21 protein-coding genes are annotated in these 22,006 nt (G+C 61.7%); 14 read left to right on the top strand and 7 right to left on the bottom strand.

What is annotated here, in order from left to right:
• Window positions 1-149 precede the first annotated feature (149 nt).
• The 7 genes from yddG (at window position 150) to CTP10_RS37050 (ending at window position 7,426) form a co-directional block, all read left to right on the top strand.
• Window positions 150-1,094, top strand: coding sequence for an aromatic amino acid DMT transporter YddG (gene yddG, locus CTP10_RS37080; protein ID WP_116318289.1), 945 nt, complete (start codon window positions 150-152; stop codon window positions 1,092-1,094).
• A 136-nt stretch (window positions 1,095-1,230) separates the two neighbouring features.
• Complete coding sequence (locus tag CTP10_RS37075; RefSeq protein ID WP_116318288.1) at window positions 1,231-2,376, top strand: porin; 1,146 nt, start codon at window positions 1,231-1,233, stop codon at window positions 2,374-2,376.
• Between the two features lie 366 nt (window positions 2,377-2,742).
• Window positions 2,743-3,501 (top strand): SDR family NAD(P)-dependent oxidoreductase, encoded by a 759-nt coding sequence (locus CTP10_RS37070; RefSeq protein ID WP_116318287.1) that lies wholly within the window; start codon window positions 2,743-2,745, stop codon window positions 3,499-3,501.
• A gap of 69 nt (window positions 3,502-3,570) precedes the next feature.
• A complete protein-coding gene (locus CTP10_RS37065) occupies window positions 3,571-4,707 on the top strand; it encodes an aromatic ring-hydroxylating dioxygenase subunit alpha (protein ID WP_116318286.1) in 1,137 nt (378 codons plus the stop codon).
• 47 nt (window positions 4,708-4,754) lie between these two features.
• Window positions 4,755-5,717 carry a PDR/VanB family oxidoreductase gene (locus CTP10_RS37060; RefSeq protein ID WP_116318285.1) on the top strand — a complete coding sequence of 321 codons (963 nt, stop codon included), beginning with the start codon at window positions 4,755-4,757 and terminating at the stop codon, window positions 5,715-5,717.
• 18 nt (window positions 5,718-5,735) lie between these two features.
• Window positions 5,736-6,578 (top strand): alpha/beta fold hydrolase, encoded by an 843-nt coding sequence (locus tag CTP10_RS37055; protein WP_116318284.1) that lies wholly within the window; start codon window positions 5,736-5,738, stop codon window positions 6,576-6,578.
• Window positions 6,579-6,883: 305 nt separating this feature from the next.
• Complete coding sequence (locus CTP10_RS37050; protein ID WP_116318283.1) at window positions 6,884-7,426, top strand: MarR family winged helix-turn-helix transcriptional regulator; 543 nt, start codon at window positions 6,884-6,886, stop codon at window positions 7,424-7,426.
• Window positions 7,427-7,672: 246 nt separating this feature from the next.
• Here CTP10_RS37050 and CTP10_RS37045 read toward each other — a convergent pair whose 3' ends face one another.
• The 5 genes from CTP10_RS37045 to CTP10_RS37025 all read right to left on the bottom strand — a co-directional run bounded on the left by CTP10_RS37045 (window position 7,673) and on the right by CTP10_RS37025 (window position 12,257).
• Window positions 7,673-8,362 (bottom strand): DUF2848 domain-containing protein, encoded by a 690-nt coding sequence (locus CTP10_RS37045; protein WP_116318282.1) that lies wholly within the window; start codon window positions 8,360-8,362, stop codon window positions 7,673-7,675.
• A 72-nt stretch (window positions 8,363-8,434) separates the two neighbouring features.
• Window positions 8,435-9,778, bottom strand: a complete 1,344-nt coding sequence (locus CTP10_RS37040) for an amidase (RefSeq protein WP_116318281.1) — start codon at window positions 9,776-9,778, stop codon at window positions 8,435-8,437.
• A gap of 2 nt (window positions 9,779-9,780) precedes the next feature.
• Window positions 9,781-10,161: a cupin gene (locus CTP10_RS37035; protein WP_271816018.1), complete on the bottom strand. Its 381-nt coding sequence runs from the start codon at window positions 10,159-10,161 to the stop codon at window positions 9,781-9,783.
• 44 nt (window positions 10,162-10,205) lie between these two features.
• The gene (locus CTP10_RS37030; protein WP_271816017.1) at window positions 10,206-11,690 is read right to left on the bottom strand and encodes a 4-hydroxyphenylacetate 3-hydroxylase family protein; all 1,485 of its coding nucleotides are present in this window, start codon (window positions 11,688-11,690) and stop codon (window positions 10,206-10,208) included.
• 36 nt (window positions 11,691-11,726) lie between these two features.
• Window positions 11,727-12,257: a flavin reductase family protein gene (locus CTP10_RS37025; RefSeq protein WP_116321622.1), complete on the bottom strand. Its 531-nt coding sequence runs from the start codon at window positions 12,255-12,257 to the stop codon at window positions 11,727-11,729.
• A gap of 466 nt (window positions 12,258-12,723) precedes the next feature.
• Between CTP10_RS37025 and CTP10_RS37020 the strand changes: the two genes are divergently transcribed.
• A complete protein-coding gene (locus tag CTP10_RS37020; protein WP_116321621.1) occupies window positions 12,724-14,106 on the top strand; it encodes an MFS transporter in 1,383 nt (460 codons plus the stop codon).
• 138 nt (window positions 14,107-14,244) lie between these two features.
• Here CTP10_RS37020 and CTP10_RS37015 read toward each other — a convergent pair whose 3' ends face one another.
• The gene (locus CTP10_RS37015; protein WP_116321620.1) at window positions 14,245-14,787 is read right to left on the bottom strand and encodes a MarR family winged helix-turn-helix transcriptional regulator; all 543 of its coding nucleotides are present in this window, start codon (window positions 14,785-14,787) and stop codon (window positions 14,245-14,247) included.
• Between the two features lie 243 nt (window positions 14,788-15,030).
• On the opposite strand from CTP10_RS37015, the gene CTP10_RS37010 reads away from it, so the two are divergent.
• On the top strand, window positions 15,031-16,425 hold the full coding sequence (locus tag CTP10_RS37010) for a PhoPQ-activated protein PqaA family protein (protein ID WP_233528248.1): 1,395 nt from the start codon (window positions 15,031-15,033) through the stop codon (window positions 16,423-16,425).
• A gap of 67 nt (window positions 16,426-16,492) precedes the next feature.
• Here CTP10_RS37010 and CTP10_RS37005 read toward each other — a convergent pair whose 3' ends face one another.
• Window positions 16,493-17,263, bottom strand: a complete 771-nt coding sequence (locus CTP10_RS37005) for an IclR family transcriptional regulator (RefSeq protein WP_116321618.1) — start codon at window positions 17,261-17,263, stop codon at window positions 16,493-16,495.
• Between the two features lie 96 nt (window positions 17,264-17,359).
• Between CTP10_RS37005 and CTP10_RS37000 the strand changes: the two genes are divergently transcribed.
• The 5 genes from CTP10_RS37000 to CTP10_RS36980 all read left to right on the top strand — a co-directional run bounded on the left by CTP10_RS37000 (window position 17,360) and on the right by CTP10_RS36980 (window position 22,005).
• Complete coding sequence (locus CTP10_RS37000) at window positions 17,360-18,337, top strand: Bug family tripartite tricarboxylate transporter substrate binding protein (protein WP_116321617.1); 978 nt, start codon at window positions 17,360-17,362, stop codon at window positions 18,335-18,337.
• A 50-nt stretch (window positions 18,338-18,387) separates the two neighbouring features.
• Complete coding sequence (locus CTP10_RS36995; RefSeq protein ID WP_116321616.1) at window positions 18,388-19,071, top strand: RraA family protein; 684 nt, start codon at window positions 18,388-18,390, stop codon at window positions 19,069-19,071.
• Window positions 19,068-20,003 (top strand): hydroxyacid dehydrogenase, encoded by a 936-nt coding sequence (locus tag CTP10_RS36990; RefSeq protein ID WP_116321615.1) that lies wholly within the window; start codon window positions 19,068-19,070, stop codon window positions 20,001-20,003. Before CTP10_RS36995 ends, CTP10_RS36990 begins: the two co-directional genes overlap by 4 nt.
• Window positions 20,004-20,095: 92 nt before the next feature.
• The gene (locus tag CTP10_RS36985) at window positions 20,096-21,067 is read left to right on the top strand and encodes a Bug family tripartite tricarboxylate transporter substrate binding protein (protein ID WP_116321614.1); all 972 of its coding nucleotides are present in this window, start codon (window positions 20,096-20,098) and stop codon (window positions 21,065-21,067) included.
• Between the two features lie 14 nt (window positions 21,068-21,081).
• On the top strand, window positions 21,082-22,005 hold the full coding sequence (locus CTP10_RS36980; RefSeq protein ID WP_116321633.1) for an SMP-30/gluconolactonase/LRE family protein: 924 nt from the start codon (window positions 21,082-21,084) through the stop codon (window positions 22,003-22,005).
• The last annotated feature ends 1 nt before the right edge of the window (window position 22,006 follow it).

Here is a 22,006-nt window from a genome sequence, read left to right as displayed (position 1 = left end):
CCATGGACGAATGCCATGGCGCTGCCCTCGACGCCACGCTGGGCAACCAGGGCGCAATACTGGTCGAAACTCGTTAATCAGTCGTCAACTATCCTCGTCGATCAAGCAGCTGCTCCGCTCTCGTTCGATGACCAACCGTAAGTGCTGTCATGCAAGGCAAGAGAAAAGCAACGCTGATTGGGCTGATCGCAGTTCTGCTATGGAGCTCGATTGTCGGCTTGATTCGTGGCGTGAGTGAAAGCTTCGGCGCTACCGGCGGTGCCGCTCTCATTTATACGGTCGGCGCCATATTGCTGTCTTTCACGGTCGGACTCACAAAGGTCCGGCAATTCACCGGGCGCTATCTGTTCTGGGGCAGCATCCTTTTCGTTGCGTACGAGCTTTGCCTGTCGCTGTCTATCGGCTATGCAAACAGCGGCCGGCAAGCCATCGAGGTCGGAATGGTCAACTATCTCTGGCCGAGCTTCACGATGCTGGCTGCCATTGCGTTCAATAAACAGAAGTCCAACTGGCTGATCGTGCCAGGCTTCGCTGTAGCGATTATCGGCATCTGCCTGGTACTGGGCGGAGACCAGGGCCTGGACGTTGCTGGCATGGTCGAGAACATCAAGACCAATCCCCTCAGCTATGGGCTGGCATTTTCAGGTGCGCTGATCTGGGCGGCCTATTGCACCGTGACCACCAGGATGGCTAATGGCAAGAATGGCATCACGCTGTTCTTCGCGCTGACGGCGCTGGCGTTGTGGCTGAAGTACTTCACGACAGAAAGCGGCGGGATAGAAGTTACCTATCACGGGATCGTCTACCTCGCGTTGGCGGCGGCAGCCATGGGATTTGGCTACGCCGCCTGGAATGTCGGCATTCTGCACGGGAACGTGACGATCCTTGCGGGCGCCTCGTACTTCATTCCCGTGTTGTCCGCAGCCTTGGCGGCTGCGCTTCTCCAGGCACCGCTCTCGTTTGCCTTCTGGAAGGGGGCTGCCATGGTTTGCGCAGGCTCCATTCTTTGCTGGTTTGCTACACGAGGGCAGGGCACGAGACCATCGCCATCGTCGAAACAGTCCCATCCGGACGAGCGCTTGCAAAGTCAGTAGGCATCACCGGCGCTGCCCGCGGCAGCGCCCCAATTTCAATACTAAAAAAAGTCACCCTGGCCAGATTCGACTGGCCAGCTGGCACGCGCTCGCCTTCTTGCCACGGTCGAGCGTGACAAGGATTCAGGAGAGAGACATGAAAGTTCGCTTATCGCTGGTGGCTGCCCTCGTGGCGATGTCCGGTACCGCGTCCGCACAGGGCACGGTGACGCTGTATGGCGTGCTTGATGAGGGTATCAACTACACCAGCAACGTTGGCGGGCACCGGCAAGTCGAGATGGCGAGTGGCTTTCCACACGGTAGCCGTTGGGGGCTGAAGGGTACGGAGGACCTCGGCGGCGGTGTCAAGGCCTTGTTCCAGTTGGAGAACGGCTTCGACGTGGATACGGGCCGAGCGTTTCAAGGCGGGCTGCTGTTCGGACGTCAGGCGTATATTGGCCTCTCGGACCAGGCATTGGGCTCGATTACGCTGGGCCGCCAGTATGACGCGGTGGTTGATTTCCTGGCGCAGACGTCGGTCGGGGGGACATGGGGTGGCTATGCGTTTGCTCACCCGTACGACAATGACAACCTGATCAACACTTTCCGCGTCAACAACACCGTGAAATACACGAGTCCCGCGCTGGGCGGCTTCAAAGTCGGCGGGACGTACAGCTTCAGCGACGATACGAACTTTGCGAAGAATCGGCAGTTCAGCTTCGGCGCGCAGTACAAGGCCGGTAGCATCCTCGTTTCGACGGGCTACCTGCAGGCCGACAATCCATCGTCGACGTCGTATGGCGCCATCAACAACAGTGGTGACCAGAACCTCCTGGGCAGCAAGCTGCGAATCTTTGGCGCGGGGGTCATTTACGAAGCGGGTGTGGTGGATGTGGGATTTACTTACTCGAACACCAACGTCAATGATCCGCAGAGTTCAGGCTACGTAGGGCCGATTGTGCCGCCGACCGGTACGCTATCGTCTCTCCGGTTCCAGAACTTCGAGGTCAACGGAAAGTACAAGTTCACCTCGGCATTCTGGCTTGGTGCCATGTACACCTACACGCGCGGTCGCTTCGACTCAACGGCAGGCAAGCAGCATCCTGTGTACCACTCGTTCGGGATGATGGCTGATTATGCCTTTTCCAAGAGGACTGATATCTACATTCAGACCATCTACCAACGCGTCGGCGGGGATTCCACCGGTTCGGTGCTTGACGTTGCATATGTCCCCGGGGCGGCCAATGTCTCGTCGAATGGGAACCAACTCCTTATCCGGGCAGCGATTCGCCACTTCTTCTGATTGCACCTGCGCGAAGGCACCCCCGAGAGGGCGGCCAACTGAGAGGTGAGCATCGCTTCCGCCTGGCGAAGAGCCGTTCCGTGTTGGTACCCATGCCTCGGTACGAGGCACGCCTGCACAGCACTAGTGCTGTACTCGTGCACACAAGCTGCCTGGCAGCCAACCACAGATAGTTAGGGTTTCTCCCATGGACAGTGGCCGAGGCACTAGCTATATTTTTACGTAAGTTACCAAGCTATTTTTATTAAGTATATCTTGGTGATACGTAAGAAGCACTACGACCGTCACTGTTCAAAGCCGTCAGGAACATGGTGTCACTTCAGCGACGGCACGGAAGAAATCAGACTTCGACTAAGGAGGTTGGACATGAGCAATGCGAATCTTTTGGACGGTCGTACCGTCATTGTCACCGGCGCGGCGACGGGTATCGGGCAGGCCTTTGCCTATGGCCTCGCTTCGCAAGGGGCAAATGTTGTGGTTGCAGACATGGGCGCCGCGGATGAAACCATGGAGGGCCTCAAAGGCATGAATTGCGACGCGCTCTACGTTCGGACAGACGTAAGCGACGAGCAGTCAGTGCGGGATATGGCCAAAGCGGCACTGGAGAAGTTCGGCGCCATCGATGGACTGGTCAACAACGCCGCCTACTTCCGCGAAGTCAAACTCACCAGCTTCGAAGAGATTGATCCTGCTCAGTGGGACCGCATCTTTGCCGTGAACGTGAAAGGCGTCTGGCAATGCTGCAAGGCTGTGCTGCCCGCTATGCGCGAGCAGCGCCGGGGCGCCATTGTGAACATCGCCTCCGTGGTCGCCATCGCCGGTCAGCCGGGTTATCTGCAGTACGTGTCGAGCAAGGGCGCCGTATTGGCGATGACCAAGGGGCTGGCCAAGGAAGTCGGGCAGCATGGTGTGCGGGTGAACTGTATTGCACCGGGCTTCGTGCTGACCGACGCTACCAAGGATCGACCGGCAGAGTGGCAGCAATCTTTCCTCAAGGCTCGTGCGCTGTCGCGTGAGCAGCGTCCTGACGATCTGGTCGGGACGGCAATCTATCTGGTTTCGGATCTCTCGGGATTCGTGTCGGGGCAGACCATCGTCGTTGACGGCGGACACATCATGTACTGAGGCAGGCGCTCGCCGGGACATCGGTTCTGGCGTTCCCCAATCCACTGAAGATTGATTCGGAGCTTTGAGATGACCGCAGTGATTACGCAAGTGAAGGGCCCCGCCGCGATGAAGCAAGGTGCGGATCGGTTTCCGCGCAACGCATGGTACGTAGGTCTTTGGGCCCACGAACTGCCGGAGGGCAAGCTTGTACCGCAGACTATTCTGTGCGAGCCCGTGGTTTTCTTCCGCAAAGAGGATGGCACGGCTGCAGCGATCCTTGACCGTTGTTCGCACCGTTTCGCGCCGCTGTCCATGGGCAAGCTCTTGCCAGGCGACCGTGTCCAGTGTCCCTACCATGGGCTCGAATTTGGCGCGACTGGCGCATGTGTCAAAAATCCGCATGGCAACTGCACCATCCCGAATGCGGCGCATCTACGGTCATTTCCCGTCGTCGAGAAGCATGGCTTCATCTGGATCTGGATGGGTGACCGTGTCGCAGATCCCGCCGCGATTCCGGACTATGGCTGCCTCGACACGAGTCCCGAAGAGCACGTCACGAATCCGGGTTACCTGAAGATCGCAGCGCATTTCGAGCTCATCGTCGACAACCTTTTGGATCTTTCGCATACCACTTACGTGCACGAAGGCATCCTGGGCACCGCCGGAACGGTCGTCGCCAACATCGCCGTCGAGCAGAGCGGCGATGTGGTGGTCGTGAGCCGCCCGTCCAAGGATGCGGAGACGCCGGGCATGCTGAAAATGCTGAGCGGCTTCGAGCGCGGCGACCAGTGGAGCACGATCTCCTGGTATGCCCCGTCCAACCTCATTCTGGAATACGGGGTCAGCAAGGTGGGCGAGCCGAAGGAGAAAGGAACGGGCTATTTCGCCCTGCATCTGCTGACTCCGGAAACGGAGCGTTCGACGCACTATCGCTACAGCGCTGTGCGGTGGAACGTGATCACGGAAGGGAAGGAGTCGAACGAGGAAATCCGGGAAAAAATCGGCAAACTCCGGACCTTCGCATTCGCCGAGCAGGATGCCCCCATCATCGAAGCGCAGCAGCGCCGCATGGATGAATCGCCAACCCCTCTGAACCCGACCCTGCTCGCGATCGACGCAGGTCCGATGCGGTATCGCCGCGTCCTGGATCGCTTGTTGCAGCAAGAGCGTGAAGCCAATGAGGCAAGTCAGGAACTGGTCGGGGATACGAGGAAGGCGTCGTGAAGAGAGTGGTTCGTTTTGGCTAAGGGTAGAGAGCGCGAGGAGATACGATGACTACCAACAGTTTGCAGGTGTCCGTCATCGCCAGGGAGCGGGCAGCGAGCGATATCGTTCGTATTACGCTGGCGTCGCCGGACGGCGCACAGCTTCCCGAGTTTGTCGCTGGTTCCCACATCGACGTCCATGTCGACTCGGGCCTTGTCAGACAATATTCGTTGGTAAACCATCCTGGCGAGCGCGGTCACTATGTGATCGGCGTGTTGCTGGATGCAAAGTCCCGGGGCGGATCGAAAGCGATCCATGCAGACTTTCAGGTAGGGCGCTCGGTCCGCATTGGAGCCCCGCGCTGCAACTTCCCGCTGCTGACTTCGGCGAAGAGGTCGATCCTCTTCGCCGGAGGAATCGGCATCACCCCAATCTTGTCCATGGCGCGCGAACTGGCCGCCCTGGGGCAAGCGTTTTCGCTTCATTATTGCTGCAGAGGATTGGACAAGGCAGCTTTCCTGGACGAGATCAATGCGCTGAATCTTGGCAATGATTTCCATCTCCATTTGGATGACGGCACCCCAGACCAGCGATTCGTATTAGCGGATTGCCTGCCGGACGTGGATGCTGACACGCATCTCTATATTTGCGGGCCGGAGGGCTTTATCAATCACGTCGTGGACGGCGCGGAGGCTGCAGGGTGGGCGACGCCACAAGTGCATGTCGAGCGCTTTAGTGCCAACGTAGATGTCACGGGTGAGTCGTTTGTTGTGGTTGCGGCTCGGAGCCAGGCGGAGGTCGTCGTTTCTAAAGAGGAAACGATCGTCCAGGCCCTGGCGCGTGTTGGCGTTGTTGTTCCGATCTCCTGCGAGCAGGGCGTATGTGGCACTTGTCTGACCCGTGTCATTGAAGGGTCGCCCGACCATCGAGACATGTTTCAGACTGATGAAGAGAAGGGCGCAGCGAGCCAGTGCATCACGCCGTGCTGCTCGCGGTCTTTGAGCGGTCGACTGGTCCTTGATCTCTGAGTCCGAGACGGCAAAGCCATGAATTCACATACGCTGTTGGACGCGAACGCCGAGAGACCGTGGAACGTGACGGAAGCCTTGCGCGGTCGGTCCCGTTCGAGAACCGTTGTCGCCCGGGATCTGTCCTGGTCGGTGCTTGAAGCTGGCCAGGGCAGTGAGACGCTTGTCTTCTTGCCGGGAACTTTGGGGACCGTTGAGATCTTCTACAAGCAGTTGCTGAAGTTCTCGGAGCACTGTCGCGTCGTGATCCTTGGCTACCCAGGGGAGTGCGACCCGGAAGCAATGACTGCAAGCTTCCACGCGCTTCTCGGAGAGCTGGGTATCGATACCGCTCACTTTGTCGGATCCTCGCTCGGAGGATACTGGCTCCAGGTGCTTCTGCGCAACGACACGGCACGAGTGAAAAGCCTCATGCTTGGCAATACATTCATTGATCCATCGCGATTGCGCTTTCTGAGAATGTTCAGTCCTTCTTTCCTTGCCTCGCATGAACCTGATGGCGTCAAGGCGGAATGGCTTGATTTCGTGCAGGCGTTGCCTGACCTGGAGTTGAGAGATTTTCTGCTCGAAGCGGTTGGTAAGCGGCAATCCGCGGCGGAACTTGATGGTCGTTCGCGGACAATTTCGCTCGCCGAGCCCACGCGCGCACTGAACCTGCCGGCAGACCGAGTCACTATCCTATGGTGCGAAGACGACAAGGTCATCAGCGCGGAGACATGGCGGGAACTGGTTAGCGCCTATCCCGACGCGCGCCAGGTCCGGCTGCCCGCCGGCGGCCACTATCCGCACCTGCTGATGTCGGACGCCTACAACAACGAGATTGCGTACCGCGTGGGCTTGCGACACGCCCAGGCGATCTGATCGAGGCGAGCAATCCCGGGTTGCGGTCCTGCATCAATAGCGCATCCAGTCCGAACAAGCCCGTCTGCCCGGTAGCTTCCAGATGACGCGACGCGGGTTGGTCACCTTTAAGCCGCGCCGGTACCCGCCCGTCGCGGCTTTTTTTGCCCGCTAATCTGGCAACCCGGACGTGTCCGAGGCTGGATGGATGTTCCTGTGGGCGTGAGCAGCTCGATCCAGCTCAGAGCCGTCACTGGCCCGAATGCCTGCACGATTTCCCTACTTTGACCATGGTCTGCTAACGCGGCAAACTGAGGTGCCCCCCAATGGAAACAAAGACTGCAATCACACCTTGGACAGTAACGCATCCCGTCTGCCTGGTGGATGGCTCAGATCGAGAGTTCCGTCATCTGGTAAATGGTCTGCTGCCGTTTGCAGCCCGGCTGCTTTCGGTGCGGGATGGCTTTGGCAGCCTGATCAGCCTGACTGGCGCCCAGTATTCGATGATCCGCTCTATCTCGACGCTATCCGAACTGGGTGAGGTGACCGTGAACCAACTCGCCGACCATCTGCATCTCAGCGGGGCGTTTATCACCATCGAGACGGGAAAGCTGAAGAAGCTCGGACTCATCGACAAGACAGCTCACGCGGAAGATAGGCGCAAGATGTGCCTGACCGTTACGATTGCGGGAGATAGGCTCTTGAACGAGTTGTTGCCGGTTCAGCAACGGATCAATGATGTGCTGTTTTACGGCGTTTCCCTTTCTGAATTCAAGGTACTGTGTTCCGTCATAGACCGGCTCGTCGCCAATGGCGATCGCGCCGCGATCGACCTGGAGCATCTGCAGGCACGAAGGAACCATAACTAGCGGCGAGAATGGTTCTTCCTGACTTCGACGGCCGGCCTTGATGGTTTCCAGGAAGCAGTGGACGTGTGGCTCCGCTTATGCGCTGGTTGCAGTGCCTCAATACGGCAGCTTGCCAGGTGGGCAAGCTGACCTCGTATCAAACGGTGGTTCCGGATGGATTTGCCCGTGGGTTTGATCTCGAGGCCAGCTGGTGAAGCATGGTGTCGTTCGGTCGCAGCTATCGAAGGAATCGACCTCGCGGCGCGCTTACCCGGCAATGGGCAACGTTGCAACAGCGTACGTATGGCGCAGTGTGCGCTGCAGAACCGGGTCGTCCAGTTCGATGTCGAAGCGCTCGGCAGGACGAATTCCACCAATCGCGGGCAATGTGCCGCACAGCATGGCGGTGCCTTCGCCAAATGCACCGCCATGGCTGGCGAACCGCTCTAGCAGGTCAGCCGGCGAGCGCATGGCTGTCACGGGACCCTCTTGGTACAGCACCCGCTCGCCGTCGATGGTGGCATAGGATCGCAGGACCAACTGGTCCCAATGGTCCTCGACTTCAGATAAGCGCCACAGGGTCGACGCGCAGGGCTTCTCACACATTTGCTTGGAAACCGTGATGCCATAGGTTTCGGCTTCGCGGTCGGTATGGTCTGAGGCAATGCCGACGAGGATCTCGTGGCCGTCGCTCACCAGCAAGAACTCAGCTTCGCCACTGCTGGCCTCGCCGCTCACCTGGATTTCAGAGGCCGGGCCAAGTCGTTGTGCCGCGACGCGATAGAAGACTGGGGTGTAAGGGGGGCGCTTCACGCCCAGTTCTTCCAGCTCCTTGATGTGCGCTTCCATCGCGTTCACGTCGCGGCCAGTCCAGCCCGCCACGACAAGCTGGCTGATGGCCAGGGCGCGCTGCTGCTTTCCGTGGTTGCTTTCGATGTCAAAGATGAGTGTCTTCATGATTGTTCCTCTTGGTTGGTGATCGCGCCGGCTACGGGCGCCTGGTATCCAATGTCGGGCCTTGCTCGGTCCCTACCGACGTTCGCGCCGCAATACCGCCTCGATGCCCATCCCGATAGCCAACAGCCTCCGGTCGGACAGGTGTCGCCCAAACAGCATCAGGCCCACCGGTGCGTCGGCGAGGCGATGGCAGGGGAGCGACAGTGCACAGAGGTCCAGCATGTTGGCGATAGACGGGTTGCGCAGTAGCAATCGGTTTGTGGAAAAGAAAGATTCGTCGTCACCCAACGCTTCGATGCAAGGCGCCACGATTGGCACCGTAGGCAAAGCTACGGCATCGAAGGCTGCCAGCTCGACGTCGGCCTGCCGGCACAGCTCACGACGGCGTTGTTGCATGCGCAGGTAGTCAGCGGCACGTTGTTCGTCGGCCAGCCGGATGCGCGACAGCACGCGCGGGTCGTATCGATTCGCATGCTCGGCAAGCAGTTGTTGGTGCCAGGCGCTGGCCTCGGCAGCCACAAGCCCCCCGTTGGCGCCAAGTTCGGCCAACTGGTTCCAGCTCTCGAAGCTCACATCCTGCAGCAGCGCGCCTGCCGCCGACAGCCGGCGCAGCGTGCGGCTGAAGACCTCGGCCACTTCGTCCGACATGCCCTCCAGCACCAGGCCGGTGGGTACCGCCAGGCGGAGCCCGGCAAGCGGCAGGGGAGCCGTGGGCGGTGCCTCGCCGGCCATCACCGCATCCACTGCCGCACAGCATTCCACGGTGTTGGCCAGGCAGCCAATCGAGTCATAGCTGGGCGACAGCGGAACCGTGCCTTGCAGCGGCACCCGGCTGGCAGTGGGCTTGAAGCCGACGATGCCGCACAGCGCCGCCGGGATGCGGCAGGAGCCGCCGGTGTCCGAGCCGATCGCGGCCAGCGCCATGCCGTCGGTCACCGACACCGCAGCGCCGGACGACGAGCCGCCCGGAATGCGGCCGCCCTGCCGGTCGAACGGGTTGCGCGGCGTGCCATAGTGGGGGTTGATGCCAACCCCCGAGTAGGCAAACTCGGTCATGTTGGTGCGCCCCACAAAGACGGCGCCCGCGGCGCGCAGCCGCGCAATCGCCGGGGCATCGGCGCTGGCGGGGCGCTCGGGCAGCACCTTCGCGCCGGCGCGGGTCACGTCGCCCTGCACGTCGAACAGGTCCTTGACCGACACCGGTATCCCGGCCAGGACGCCGGCCACGCCCTGCTCACGTAGCATGTCGCTGGCCTGGGCCTGCATGTGGGCGGCCATGCTGACACCGTGAGGGAAGGCGCGCGCGCCTTCGCCGTCGGGATTGCGGATACGTTCGACACACGAGGCCAGCAGGGACAGCGCGTTGGCGCTGCCGTCGGCGAGCTGGCGCCTGGCGGCCGCAATAGTGGCTTCCATGGTCAGGCCGGGTCGTAGTAGTGAATTTCCAGCAGCATGCAGCCGCCGTTGGACCGGAACGGGCCGTGGAACGCGCCGGGCGGGCGGCAGGCGTAGGTGTTGGGCTCGAAGGCTTCGCCACCGTTGCCGTTGGCATCGTTGCCGACGGTCAGGTCGCCGCTGAGCAGGTACACCTCCTCCCAGTACTCGTGGACGAACGGGGCCTTGGTGAAGATGCCCGGGTCGAAGCGCAGCAGGCGGGTACGGCTGCCGCTTCGGCCGCCTTCGTCCAGCGCGCCGGACAGGATCTTCTGCTGGATGCCGGCGGGGTAGCCTTCGGGCACTTCCCAGCCGGAGGCCAGGTCCAGGGTATGGAACTCGTCGTGAAGCTTGTTGATTGCCATTGCTGATCTCCGTCTTCGAGGCAAGGGTGGGGACAATTGGAGCGTCAGGCCGCCTGCGGCAGGCGGGCCAGTTCGTCCTGCAGGGAATAGCTGCCGAGCATGTTGTCGACCAGGCCCGACGCGCGCTTCCAGTCATAGGTGCGGTAGGCGTGGCCCTTGGTGACGAAGGTGGCACCGGCGTAGAACATCTCGTACTGGTTGTGGCGCGAGGCAAACTCGGAACCCACGGCATCCCAGGCGAGCTTGAAGAACTTGACGCGCTCCTCCGGGCTGCAGACCGGCGACTTCTGCGTCTTGGCGATGATCTCGGCCAGCGTGGGATTGGCGAAATCCTCGATGCTGGAGGGCAGCATGATCATGCCGCCGCCGGCCAGCTCGCGCAGCGTGTTCAGGACCTTGGCGTAGAGCTGCTGCGTCACCACCTGCGAGCCGTACAGCATGCCGCGGTCGGGGATGAAATAGCCGTTGTGGTTGACCTGACCTTTGGCTTCCATGCCATAGACCCACGCCTCGACCATGCCCGCCTCGGCGGCGAGCTGGCCTAGCAGTTCCTTGACCTGCGGGAAGCCGGCAGTGCCGTTGATCTCGGTGATGCGGTGCGCCAGGCCGACCAGGAAGCGCAGCTTGACCATCAGCCGCACCTGGCACTGGTAGTTCTGGTACACATGCGCCGGCGTGGCATGGAACTGCTTTGCGCACATGCCGACGTCGCCCGCGACGAAGATCCGCTCCCACGGCACCTTGACGTCGTCGAAGTAGAGCACCGCATCGTTCTCGTCGAAGCGGCTGGCCAGCGGGTTGTCGAAGACCGAGGTGGCGCTGGCCTCGTAGGACTTGCGCGACATTACCTTCAGGCCCTTGGTGTTCATCGGCACCGCGAAGGACAGCGCGTACATCTCGTCGCCCTCGCGCAGCGGCTGGATGCAGCTGCAGAAGACCTCGTTGGCCATGATGCCGCTGGTGGCGAGCATCTTGGCGCCGCGCACGGTAATGCCTTCCGCGTCCTGGTCGACGATGCCCACCGCCAGGTACTTGTCTTCCTGCTCGTGCGCGGCCTTGGCCTGGTTGGCCTGCGGGTTGACGATCACATAGGTGAGGAACAGGTCGTTGTCGCGGGCATAGCGGTAGTAGTCGCGCAAGGCGCCGGCGCGTGCCGGGTCGGCCTGCTCGAACACTTCTATCCCCATGTACATGCCGGAGATGCAGGACGCGACATGATCAGGCGAGCGGCCCATGAAGCCGTAGTGCAGGGCGGTCCAGGCTTCCAGCATCTCGCGGCGCCCGACCAGTTCGTTGTAGCTGGTGGGAAGCTCCCAGATGCGGCTGACGCGCCGGTCGCCGCCTGCCGGCTGGAAGGTCATCTTGTCGACGTTCTCGGGCCGCGCCTGGAAGTCATAGAGATTGGCGTAGCTGCGGATCGAGTTGCGGAAGGCGGGGTGCGCCGTGACGTCGGTGACGCGCTTGCCATCGAGGTACACTTCGCGCCCATCGCGCAGCATGGCGATGTGCTGGTTGCCGTTCTTGATCATGTTTTGCTCCTGTCCTGTTTGCCAGTTGTTGTGGATCTAGGCCGCTACCCGGCTGTCTTCCAAAGCCCGGTACTTGCCGCCGAAGAAGATGAGAGGCCTGCCGTCATGGCGGGCTTGGTGACGCACCACCCGGCCGATGAAGATGACGTGGTCGCCCCCATCGTGCTGCGCATAGGGCTCGCACTCGAAGGTAGCCAGCGCATCCGGCAGCAGTACGTGGTCGCCGCCGTCGGAGGCGAAGTCGATTCCGTCCCACTTGCCGGTGTTGGCCTTGGCGAAGCGGTTCGAGATATCCCGCTGCGCCTCGGCGAGCACGTTGACGGCGTAGCGCCGCGCGCCGTGCAGGTCAGGAAGGCTCAGGCAACGCCGGTCCACCGAGAAGAGAACCAAGGGCGGATCCAGCGATACCGAATTAAACGACGCCACCGTGATGCCGACGGGCGCGCCTTCCGCCCGGGGCGCCGTAATCACTGCCACGCCCGTCGCGAACATTGCCAGCGCATTTCTGAAGCGGCGCTGCGCCTCGGCGTCTGATTCGACGCCGCGATCGACAGATGACTCAGCCATCACAACTCCTAAGTTTGTTCCACCCATGTGCTACTTTGAAGAATAGCTTTGTAAATTAGTTTTGATTGAACGTTAGATTTGCGCGGCGTTCAAGTTGGTGGAAACCCTGAAGAGAGCTTGCGCGGATGCGCTGCAGCGGCGTTGAACGGCCGCAAACAACGATTGGGAAGGCGGTCGGAGCGGCTACGCCGGCGCGGCGGCGTTCGGGGAATGGAGGGGGCGGTTGCCGCGTGCTGAATGCTCGGCAGAGTCCGTACACGCCCAACGGATGGACCCGGGGGGCTCTTAGGGTTTCTCCCCTATGTATCCATCTCAGTCGTGACCTATATTTTACGGAAGTTTAAAAGCTTTGAAAGTTACGTATTAAAACTAGTAAAAGCGCCCTGTGGTCATCATCAAAAGTACCTGCCGCAAGAAGCTAGGTAGGCATTCTTTATCTGTGCGGAACGCACCAAGGAGAGAAGCAATGCGTCACATTGACGTTCATAAGTTGGCCGACGAGGCCCGCTTCAACAGGTTTCATGGGCTAGTGCTGTTCTGGTGTGCGCTTATCATTATTTTCGATGGCTACGATCTAGCCGTCGCCGGCATTGCGCTGCCGTCCATCATGAAAGACATGGGTGTCGATTCAACAAGTGCCGGATTCATGGTCAGCTCGGCACTCTTCGGAATGATGATTGGTGCCATCTTCCTCGGCACGGTCGCGGATCGAATCAGCCGCCGCCGCGCCATCGCGATTTGCATCGCACTGTTTAGCATCTTCACCGCCGCGGCTGGTTTTACCAGCGATCCGGTACTCTTCAGCATTACCCGCTTCCTTGCCGGTTTGGGCATCGGTGGGGTCATGCCCAACGTGGTAGCGCAGATGACGGAGTATTCACCAAAGCGCATCCGCAGCACGATGGTCACCCTGATGTTCAGCGGCTACGCGGTCGGAGGCGTCCTGGCAGCGATCCTTGGCAAAGGCCTGATCGAAACCTACGGGTGGCAATCTGTCTTCGTCGCCGCTGGCCTGCCGGTGCTCTTGATCCCGTTTGTCCTCAAGTCGTTGCCTGAATCAATGCCGTTCCTGATCAAAGCAGGCCGGTTTGACGAACTGCGCAGCACGGTCGCGAGGATCGAACCCAGCTACCGGCCACAGGCAGATGATCGATTCGTGCTGCCGGCGCAAGACAAGGCAGACGAGGCACCGATTCGTCACCTGTTCCAGGAAGGGCGGGGCTTTAGTACCGCCATGTTCTGGACATCGTTTTTCATGTGCATGTTCATGGTCTATGCCCTCAGCTCCTGGCTTGCCAAGCTGATGGCCACCGCTGGGTACAGCCTGGGTTCTGCCCTGACCTTTGTCTTGGTGCTCAACTTCGGCGCAATCTTTGGAGCCATCGGTGGTGGTTGGTTGGCCGACCGCTTTCACATCAAGTATGTATTGATGGCCTTCTTTGCACTGGCTGCGGTGTCGATTTCGATGCTGGGCTACAAGGCGCCCATCGAGGTGGTCTATTTCCTGGTTGGTATGGCCGGCGCCACCACCATCGGCACGCAGATCCTGGCATATGCCTACGTCGGGCAGTTCTACCCGATGGCCGTACGCTCCACAGGGATCGGCTGGGCGTCGGGAGTCGGTCGCAGCGGTGCAATTCTTGCACCGATTGCGATTGGCACCCTGGTCGGGATGCATCTGCCGTTGCAGCAGAATTTCTTGGCAATCGCTCTGCCCGCCCTCGTAGCCATGATCAGCATCGCCTTGGTAGATCACGGGCGCTGCGCTTCGGGCAGTCCTGGAAGCAGGAAGGGCGAGGCTTTCCAAGGCGGCGTCGCCGGCAAGCAGACGACAATCTTGAGCCAGTAACCCCGTCGAACTCCCAGCGCCAGTGCCTTGCCGCGTCTTGGATTCGGCAGGGTACTGAACTGGCTCTGAGCAGAAATCCCTGCGCGTCCCGCACCCAATGACTTGCGGGCGGGCGTGCGGGATTGGTGAGTCGAGGGACTAGCTTTTTTGTCTACGGGCTTTCAAATGTTCCAGATCAAGCGCGGCGCGGTCGCCATTTTCGACGAGCCGGTCAACAACGGAGCAGAGCACCTTGAACTCGGACCGGGTGATGCCATCGAACAGCACGTCATTGATCTGCTGCTGCACGGGCAGCAATTCACCAAGTAGTTTTGATCCTGGCCCGGTCATGGTGAGCCGCATCTTGCGCTTGTCTTCCGGGTGTGCCTTCTTCTCGATCAGGCCAAGCTCCTTCAGCTTGTTGGTCTCGATAGTAACAAAGGGGCCGCTTAAATGAAGATGGTCGCCCAATTGGTTTACCGTCACCTCGCCTGCTTGAGACAGGTGGGATATCGACCGAAGGAGCGAGTACTGAACCCCCGTCAGGCCGATCAGACTGCCAAATCCGTCGCGCACCGACAGTAGACGCGCAGCAAACGGCAGCAGGCCATTCACAAGGTGCCGAAACGCGCGGTCTGAGCCATCGATCAGGCAGGCCGGTTTCGTGATCGTCAGTGTCTTGTTTCCGGATGTCGTCGCCATGAGCGGAGTTCTCACTTAGCTTTCACTGCAAGCTTCCAAGAAAAATTCTATCAAACTCCTTCCTTTGTTACCCATCTTGGTCGCCCGATCGCGGCCAGACCGAACGCCGGCACCGTGCCAGGGCGAATCGGGCGGTGCCGCTGTGGGTCATATCGATTCGTGATGGCCCCATGCAAACTGGCGAATTGCCGGTGATGGCGACGCTAACGACAATGCCTCTTCCCATCACAGGAAGGAGACATCGTGAGAACACGGATCATGGGCATTGCGCGGCAAGCGGCCTGGCTGCTTGCGTCGCTGCTGCTGCCCGGAATCGCCGGGGCGCAAGCGCAACCGGTCGGACCGTCGGCGTTCTTCGACATGCAGGCCGTACGTGACGAAAGCACGCTGGCACCGGTGATTTCCCGCGATGCCCTGGTGCCCAGCCGCGCGCGCCCCGGCAAGCGCGTGCGCGTGATCGAACTGCGCTTCACCAGCCAGGACTGGAAGGGCTTGCCATGGACGCACCCAGCGCGCATCTATGTGCCCGACGGCTACCAGGGCGGCGGCAATGCCGGCATCATCGGCACGGAGCGACAGTTCTTCGACGAGCCCGCCTGGCCGCGCCACACCATTCCCGGCACCGGCCTGGACACCGAAGCCGAATACGCCGAAGGCACCGCCATCGACCTGGGCATGCCCGTCATGCTGTTCTCCAACCCGGCCGAAGACTACTGGGGCATGAATGAATCCGACCTGACCGGCTATGCGCTGAAGAAGGTGATGGAGACCGGCGACCTGACCTGGAACGGCTATTACCCGATCGCAATGGCCTACCTGCGCGCGATCACCCTGATGCACAACCTGCCCGGCGTGCGCACCGAGCGCGCGGTGCTGATGGGCTGCTCCAAGCGCGGCTTCGCCGTCAGCATCGCCACCGGTGCCGATCCCGACCGCGTCGCGGGGGTGATGGCCACCTGCTACTACGGCGGCAACAGCCTGTACTTCCTCGCGCGCAAGTACGCCGAGTTCGGCCCTGGCGTCGGCGGCCCCGCGCAGCAGCGCACCGGGCCCGGCTTCCAGCCCGCCGACGCCGTGCTGCGCACGATCAACAACCCCACGGGATTTCGCATGCTGACGCACTTCGACCCGTACATGTGGCGCAAGCAGATGCGATCCAGCTTCCTGGTCGCGCTCGGCACCAACGACGAGTTCTTCGCGCTGGGCACGCCCAACAGCATGCTGGCCGAGATGTCCGGCGACAAGGCCTTCCTGGCGGTAGACAACCTGCCGCACTCCTGGGTCTCGGCCAAGCACCTGGCTGCATGGCGCATGTGGCTGGCGCATACGTTCCTGGGCCGGAAGCTGCCCGCGATCGAAACCAGCGGGGCGGCGCAGGGCGGGCAGTTCACCGTGCAGGCGCGAATCAGGGCCGCAACGGCGCCAGTCGGCGTGCGGCTCTTCTACGCCTACAACCCCGTGAGCGCAGACTGGCGCAAGGCCAAGTGGGAGTCGGTGCCGATGCGGCGAGACGCCGACGGCTATGCGGGCGGGGTGCCAATGAAGGATGGCTACCGGCTGGCGTACTACGTCGAGGTCGAGGACATGGGCAAGGGCGGGACCGGCTATGTCAGTTCGCTGGTGAACTTCGCCAACTGAGCCGGCCTGGATAACCACCCGGCGGCTTGGCCGCCATCGGTGCCCGGAGATCGCGCGGGCCGCAGGATCAAGGATGCCATGTTGCCGGCCTCTCGAATTGCGTCGCAGGCCGTTGACTTCCTGCCATGGCATACGAAAGCTTGTTGGCGGCGTCGACAACTGTCTGCGCCAACTCCAGCAAGCGCGCTTCGTTGAGCCGAGAGGTTGGCCCCGAAATACACATCGAGCCTAGCAGGCGCCAGTGCAATCCGAATACCGGCGCAGAGACGCTGGAGACTTCAGGTTCGCGCTCGCCTAGCGACAGATGAAATCCGCGGCGCCGGATCATTTCATAAGGCTCCCCTGGCTCTCCCGAGAACGCCAGGATGACCCGGCCAGGCGCGCCGCTGTCCAGCGGCAGGGCCGCGCCGATCCTGACGTGATGGCGGATGGCCTGCGGGCCTTCGACACGGACCAGGCAGGTTCGCTGTTGCCCTTCGCGGACGTAGAACGAAGCGCTCTCACCGGTCCGGATCGTCAGTTCCCGCAGGACCGGCTCCACCACTTCCTGCACGTTGAACGTTGCCTGGTAGCACGCGCCCAGCCATCCCGCCGCGCGACCCAGCCGCCAGCTGCCGTCCTCCTTCTGCACCAGGTAGTTGTCCGCCGCCAGCGTACGGGCCAGCCGCAGCACGGTGGTCTTGTGAATGCCGGTGCGCCGGCTCAGCTCGGCCAGTGACAGTTGCGGGTCATTGACGCCGAAGGCCTCCAGCACGCGCAACGCCCGCGTCACCGCTATCACGGCGCTTGCCCCCTCAGTGCCTGCAGAAGCGGCACCTGTATCACTTTTCTGGTTCATAAGGCGAAATCCGGTGCGCAGTATGAAACGGCATTGTATGTCGTGAAACGGTCGACCACAATCCAGTCACAACGAAACCAGATTCGGAGACACCCAATGAAGGCAATTTCCCCTCGCGGCGTCCTGGCCCTTGCAGGCCTCCTGATGGCAACCGCCGTTGCCCATGCCGCGCCGCAATATCCCAGCAAGCCCATCCGGGTCATCGTCCCGTTTCCCGCCGGTGGCGGCACCGACATCATCGCGCGGGAAGTGACCACTACCGTTGCCAAGTCGACCGGGTGGGTCTTTGTGGTGGAGAACAAGCCGGGTTCCGGTGGCAACCTGGGCGTGGACGCCACAGCGAAAGCGCCTGCCGATGGCTACACCATCGCCCTGGGGCAGACCAGCAACCTTGCCATTAATGCCTCGCTGTACGAACGGCTGCCGTATGACCCGCTGAAGGATCTTGCACCGATCAGCCTGGTCGCCTCCGCGCCGCTCGTGCTGGTGACGCACGTCAACTCGCCGTACAAGACGATCAAGGACGCGATCCAGTCCGCCAGGGCAAAGCCCGGATCGCTGAATTTCGCCTCGCCGGGCAATGGCACGGTTGCGCACCTGGGAGGCGAGCAATTGCAGAGCACCGCGAAAGTGAAGTTCACCCACGTGCCTTACAAGGGCGCGGCGCAGGCGGTCAACGACCTGATGGGCGGGCAGGTCGACCTTTACATGGCATCCGTGCCGACGCTGATCGGGCATATCAAGAACAACAAGCTGCGGCCGCTCGCGGTGACGTCATCGAAGCGCGTACAAGACCTGCCGCAGGTGCCGACCGTTGCCGAGTCGGGCTATCCCGGCTTCGAGACGGCGACCTGGTTCGGGTTTGTCGCACCTGCCGCGACGCCGAAGGAGATCGTCGTGCGCCTGAATGCCGAGTTCAACAAGGCGCTCCAGTCGCCGGCGCTCGCCAGGAAGCTGAATGAACAAGGGGCATCGGTGCTCGGCGGCACACCGGAAGCATTTACCGCGCTGATCAAGCAGGACATCGGACGCTGGGCAGCGGTCATCAAGGCCTCCGGCACGAAGCTGGATTGAGCGGCACCCGTATCCATCCAACCATTTCTCTCATATTGCTGGAGTTCACCATGACTTTGCCCAACATCATCAAATCGTTCGATCGCGTCCCTGCCGACATCGTCGAGCGTGCCGCGAGATTCCAACCGGCGATCCTGTCGGATGTCGGCGGACGCCGCGGCGCCTTGCATGGCCGGATCAAGGCCTTGCGCCCGACCATGAAAGTCGCCGGCCCGGCATTCACTGTCGAAGTCCGTCCGGGCGACAACCTGATGATCCATGCAGCCCTGGCGCTGGCGCAGCCCGGCGATGTGCTGGTCGTGGACGGCAAGGGCGACCAGACCTCGGCGCTGATGGGAACCATCATGATGCATGCCGCCCGCCAGCGTGGCCTTGCCGGTGTCGTCATCGATGGCGCCGTGCGGGACAGCCTGGAACTGGAAGACATGCGGTTCCCGGTCTTCTCGGTAGGCACGAATCCCAATGGCCCGACCAAGGAAGTCGGCGGCCGCATCGGACACCCCATTTCCGTCGGGGGCGTGACGGTGAACCCGGGCGACTATATCTGCGGCGACGCCGATGGCCTGGTGGTGGTGGAGCGCGAGAAGATCGAAGCCCTGCTCGATGCCGCCGCAAAGAAGGAAGAGGCGGAAGCCAGGCGCATTGCGCAGATCAAGGAGGGCAATACCACCGCGCCCTGGCTGCTGGCATCGCTGGTGACGGCTGGCGTCCTGAAGCAGGGAGAAGCACTGTGACAAACAAGGACGTCATTATTGTCACAGGTGCAGACCTGGCACCGGAAGCCCTCGCGCTGCTTGGCGACTATGAGGTCGTATTTGCGGGAAAGAAACCCCAGACCGCCGATCTGGTCGACCTGGCGCGGCAGCACAACCCTGTCGGCATTATTGTCCGCTATGGCAGCGTGACCGCCGAAGTCATGGATGCAGCACCGGCTCTGAAGGTGATCTCCAAGCATGGCAGCGGCATCGACGTCATCGACCAGAAGGCCGCCGCCGAGCGCGACATTGCCGTGAAGGCTGCGGTGGGCGCCAACGCCGCCGCCGTGGCCGAGCATGCATGGGCGCTGATCCTGGCCTGTGCCAAGGCCGTGCCGCAACTGAACGAGCGCATGCGTGCGGGCCATTGGGACAAATCGACCCATAAGACCATTGAACTTAATGGCCGCACCTTGGGCATCGTCGGCCTTGGCGAGATCGGCCGCCGCGCCGCGATGACCGGGGTGGCCTTGGGTATGCGCGTGATTGCCTTCGATCCTTATGCGAAGACACTGCCCGCAGGTGTCACGTTGGTCAGCGATCTGCCGCAGCTCTACAAGGAATCGGACGTGGTGTCGTTGCATTGCCCGTTGACCGACGAGAACCGCGGCATGCTGAACCGCGAGACGCTGGCCTTGTTCAAGGACGGCGCGATCCTGGTCAACACGGCGCGCGGCGGACTGATCGATGAGTCGGCGCTGGCCGAGGCGCTCAACGGCAAGCTCTACGCGGCTGGCCTGGACAGCTTCGCCGTCGAGCCGATGGCCGTGCCGCATCCGTTCCAGCAAATTCCGAACGTCATCCTGTCGCCGCATATCGGAGGCGTGAGCGATGTGGCTTACGTGAACATGGGTGTGGGTGCTGCGAAAAACGTTCTTGCGGTGCTGCAAGACACTGCCACTCCGGTTTGAGCGAAGCTTCGAAGCTTTACTGGTCAAAAAAATGCAGGTATCGCGGCCGGCTGACAGGAAGCCGGACCGGCCGCGACCGCCAGGAGACAATGATGGTTCATCGCACATTTGGTCTTTTTGCTGTCGTCGCGGCAATGGCCGCTGCCAGCGCGTCACCCGCGCTGGCGGCCTACCCGGACAAGCCCGTACGCATTGTCGTGCCGAATCCCCCCGGCGGCGCCGTGGATGTGGTGACCCGCAAGGTCGCGCAGAAGCTTACCGTGCAGACGGGTCAGAGTTTCGTAGTCGAGAACAAGCCGGGCGCTTCCGGCACCATCGGTACCACGCAGGTCGTCAATGCGCCGGCCGACGGCTATACGCTGCTGGCTAACGACAACTCCTACACCACGCTGCCCTATGTCTTCAAGAAGCTGAACTGGGACCACCAGACCGCGCTGGTGCCGATCGCCCCGTTCGCGTTTTCGCCGGTCGTGGTCGGGGTCAAGGCCGATTCGCGCTTTAAGGACCTGGCCTCGCTGATCAGCTACGCCAAGGCCCATCCAGGTGAAGTGACGTTCGGTACCGGTGGCCCGGGCAGTTCGCCGCACTTTTCCGCCGAGGCGTTTCAGCAGGCCGCCGGGATCAAGCTGATGCACGTGCCATACAAGGGCGCCGGCGAAGCAATGGTGGGCCTGCTGGGCGGCAGCGTCGATCTGCTGGTGGTCTCAACGCCGACCGCGCTGGCGCCGGTCAAGGGCAACCAGATGCGCCTGCTTGGCATCAGCGGCAAGAGCCGGGTCGATGTGTTCCCGAATGTGCCGACATTCACGGAAGCCGGACTGCCGACGTTCAGCCTGTTCAACTGGTCTGGCCTGGCCGCGCCAAAGGGAACGCCAAAAGAGGTGATCGCCCGCCTGCAGGCCGAGGTCCAGAAAGCCCTCCAGTCGCCTGACATGAAGCAGTTCCTGGCGCAAATGGGTTCGCAGCCGGGCAATCTGGACAGCACCGCGTTTGCGCAACTGATCCAGCGGGAAACTGCGCAATGGGCGCCCGTTGCACAGAAGGCCGTTATTGAAAAGCAGTAGCACGGAGAGCCATGATGCTGATGCTTCAGCCACCCACTTTCCGTGACGCCACGGTGCTTACCCGGCTGCCGGAATCGTTTCGCCGGCAGGATCAGAACAACGCCTGGTCGCTGGCCAATCGCGGCGGCGCGGTAACCGAGTCGTTTCTGGAAGGCCCCGTGTGGGCGGAAGGCCATCTGTGGGTGACCGATATTCCCTATGGCCGCGTGTTTCGCGTATCGCTGCAGGGCAACTGGGAACTGGTGGCCGAGTACCACGGCGAGCCGAACGGCATGAAGCGCCTGGCCAGTGGCGACTTCCTGATTACCGACTACCGCAACGGGCTGATGCGGCTGGACCCGAGGACCGGTGCGGTGACGCCATTCCTCGAACGCAGGAATTCAGAGCGCTTCCGCGGTGTCAACGACCTGACCTTCGATTCGGCCGGCAACCTGTACTTCACGGACCAGGGCCAGACCGGCATGCATGACCCCACTGGCCGCGTCTACCGCCTTTCGCCGGAGGGCAAGCTCGATGTGCTGCTGGACAATGCGCCGAGCCCGAATGGCCTGGTGCTGTCGCCCGACGAGAAAGTGCTGTATGTCGCCATGACGCGTGGTAACTGCGTGTGGCGTGTACCGCTGCAAAATGATGGCTCTGTCAGCAAGGTTGGGCAGTTCTTTACGTCATACGGGCCGAGCGGTCCTGACGGGCTGGCCATGCGTGCCGACGGATTCCTGCTGGTGGCCAATCCGGGTCTCGGCTATGTCTGGGTGCTGAACCATCGTGCCGAGCCGGTCGAAGTGATTCGCACGCCCATTGGTGCATCGTTGACCAACCTGTGCTTTGGGGGCACCGACGGCAAGACGCTGCTGATGACCGAATCCACCACGGGCACGATCCTGAGTGCCGAGGTGCCCGAAGGCGGCGCGCCTGTGCATGGCGGGCTTGTGGCATGAC

This window comes from Cupriavidus sp. P-10 (assembly GCF_003402535.2).
GTDB lineage: Bacteria > Pseudomonadota > Gammaproteobacteria > Burkholderiales > Burkholderiaceae > Cupriavidus.
The sequence above is the reverse complement of the archived record's forward strand: the minus strand, read 5'-3'. Positions and strand labels throughout refer to the sequence as shown.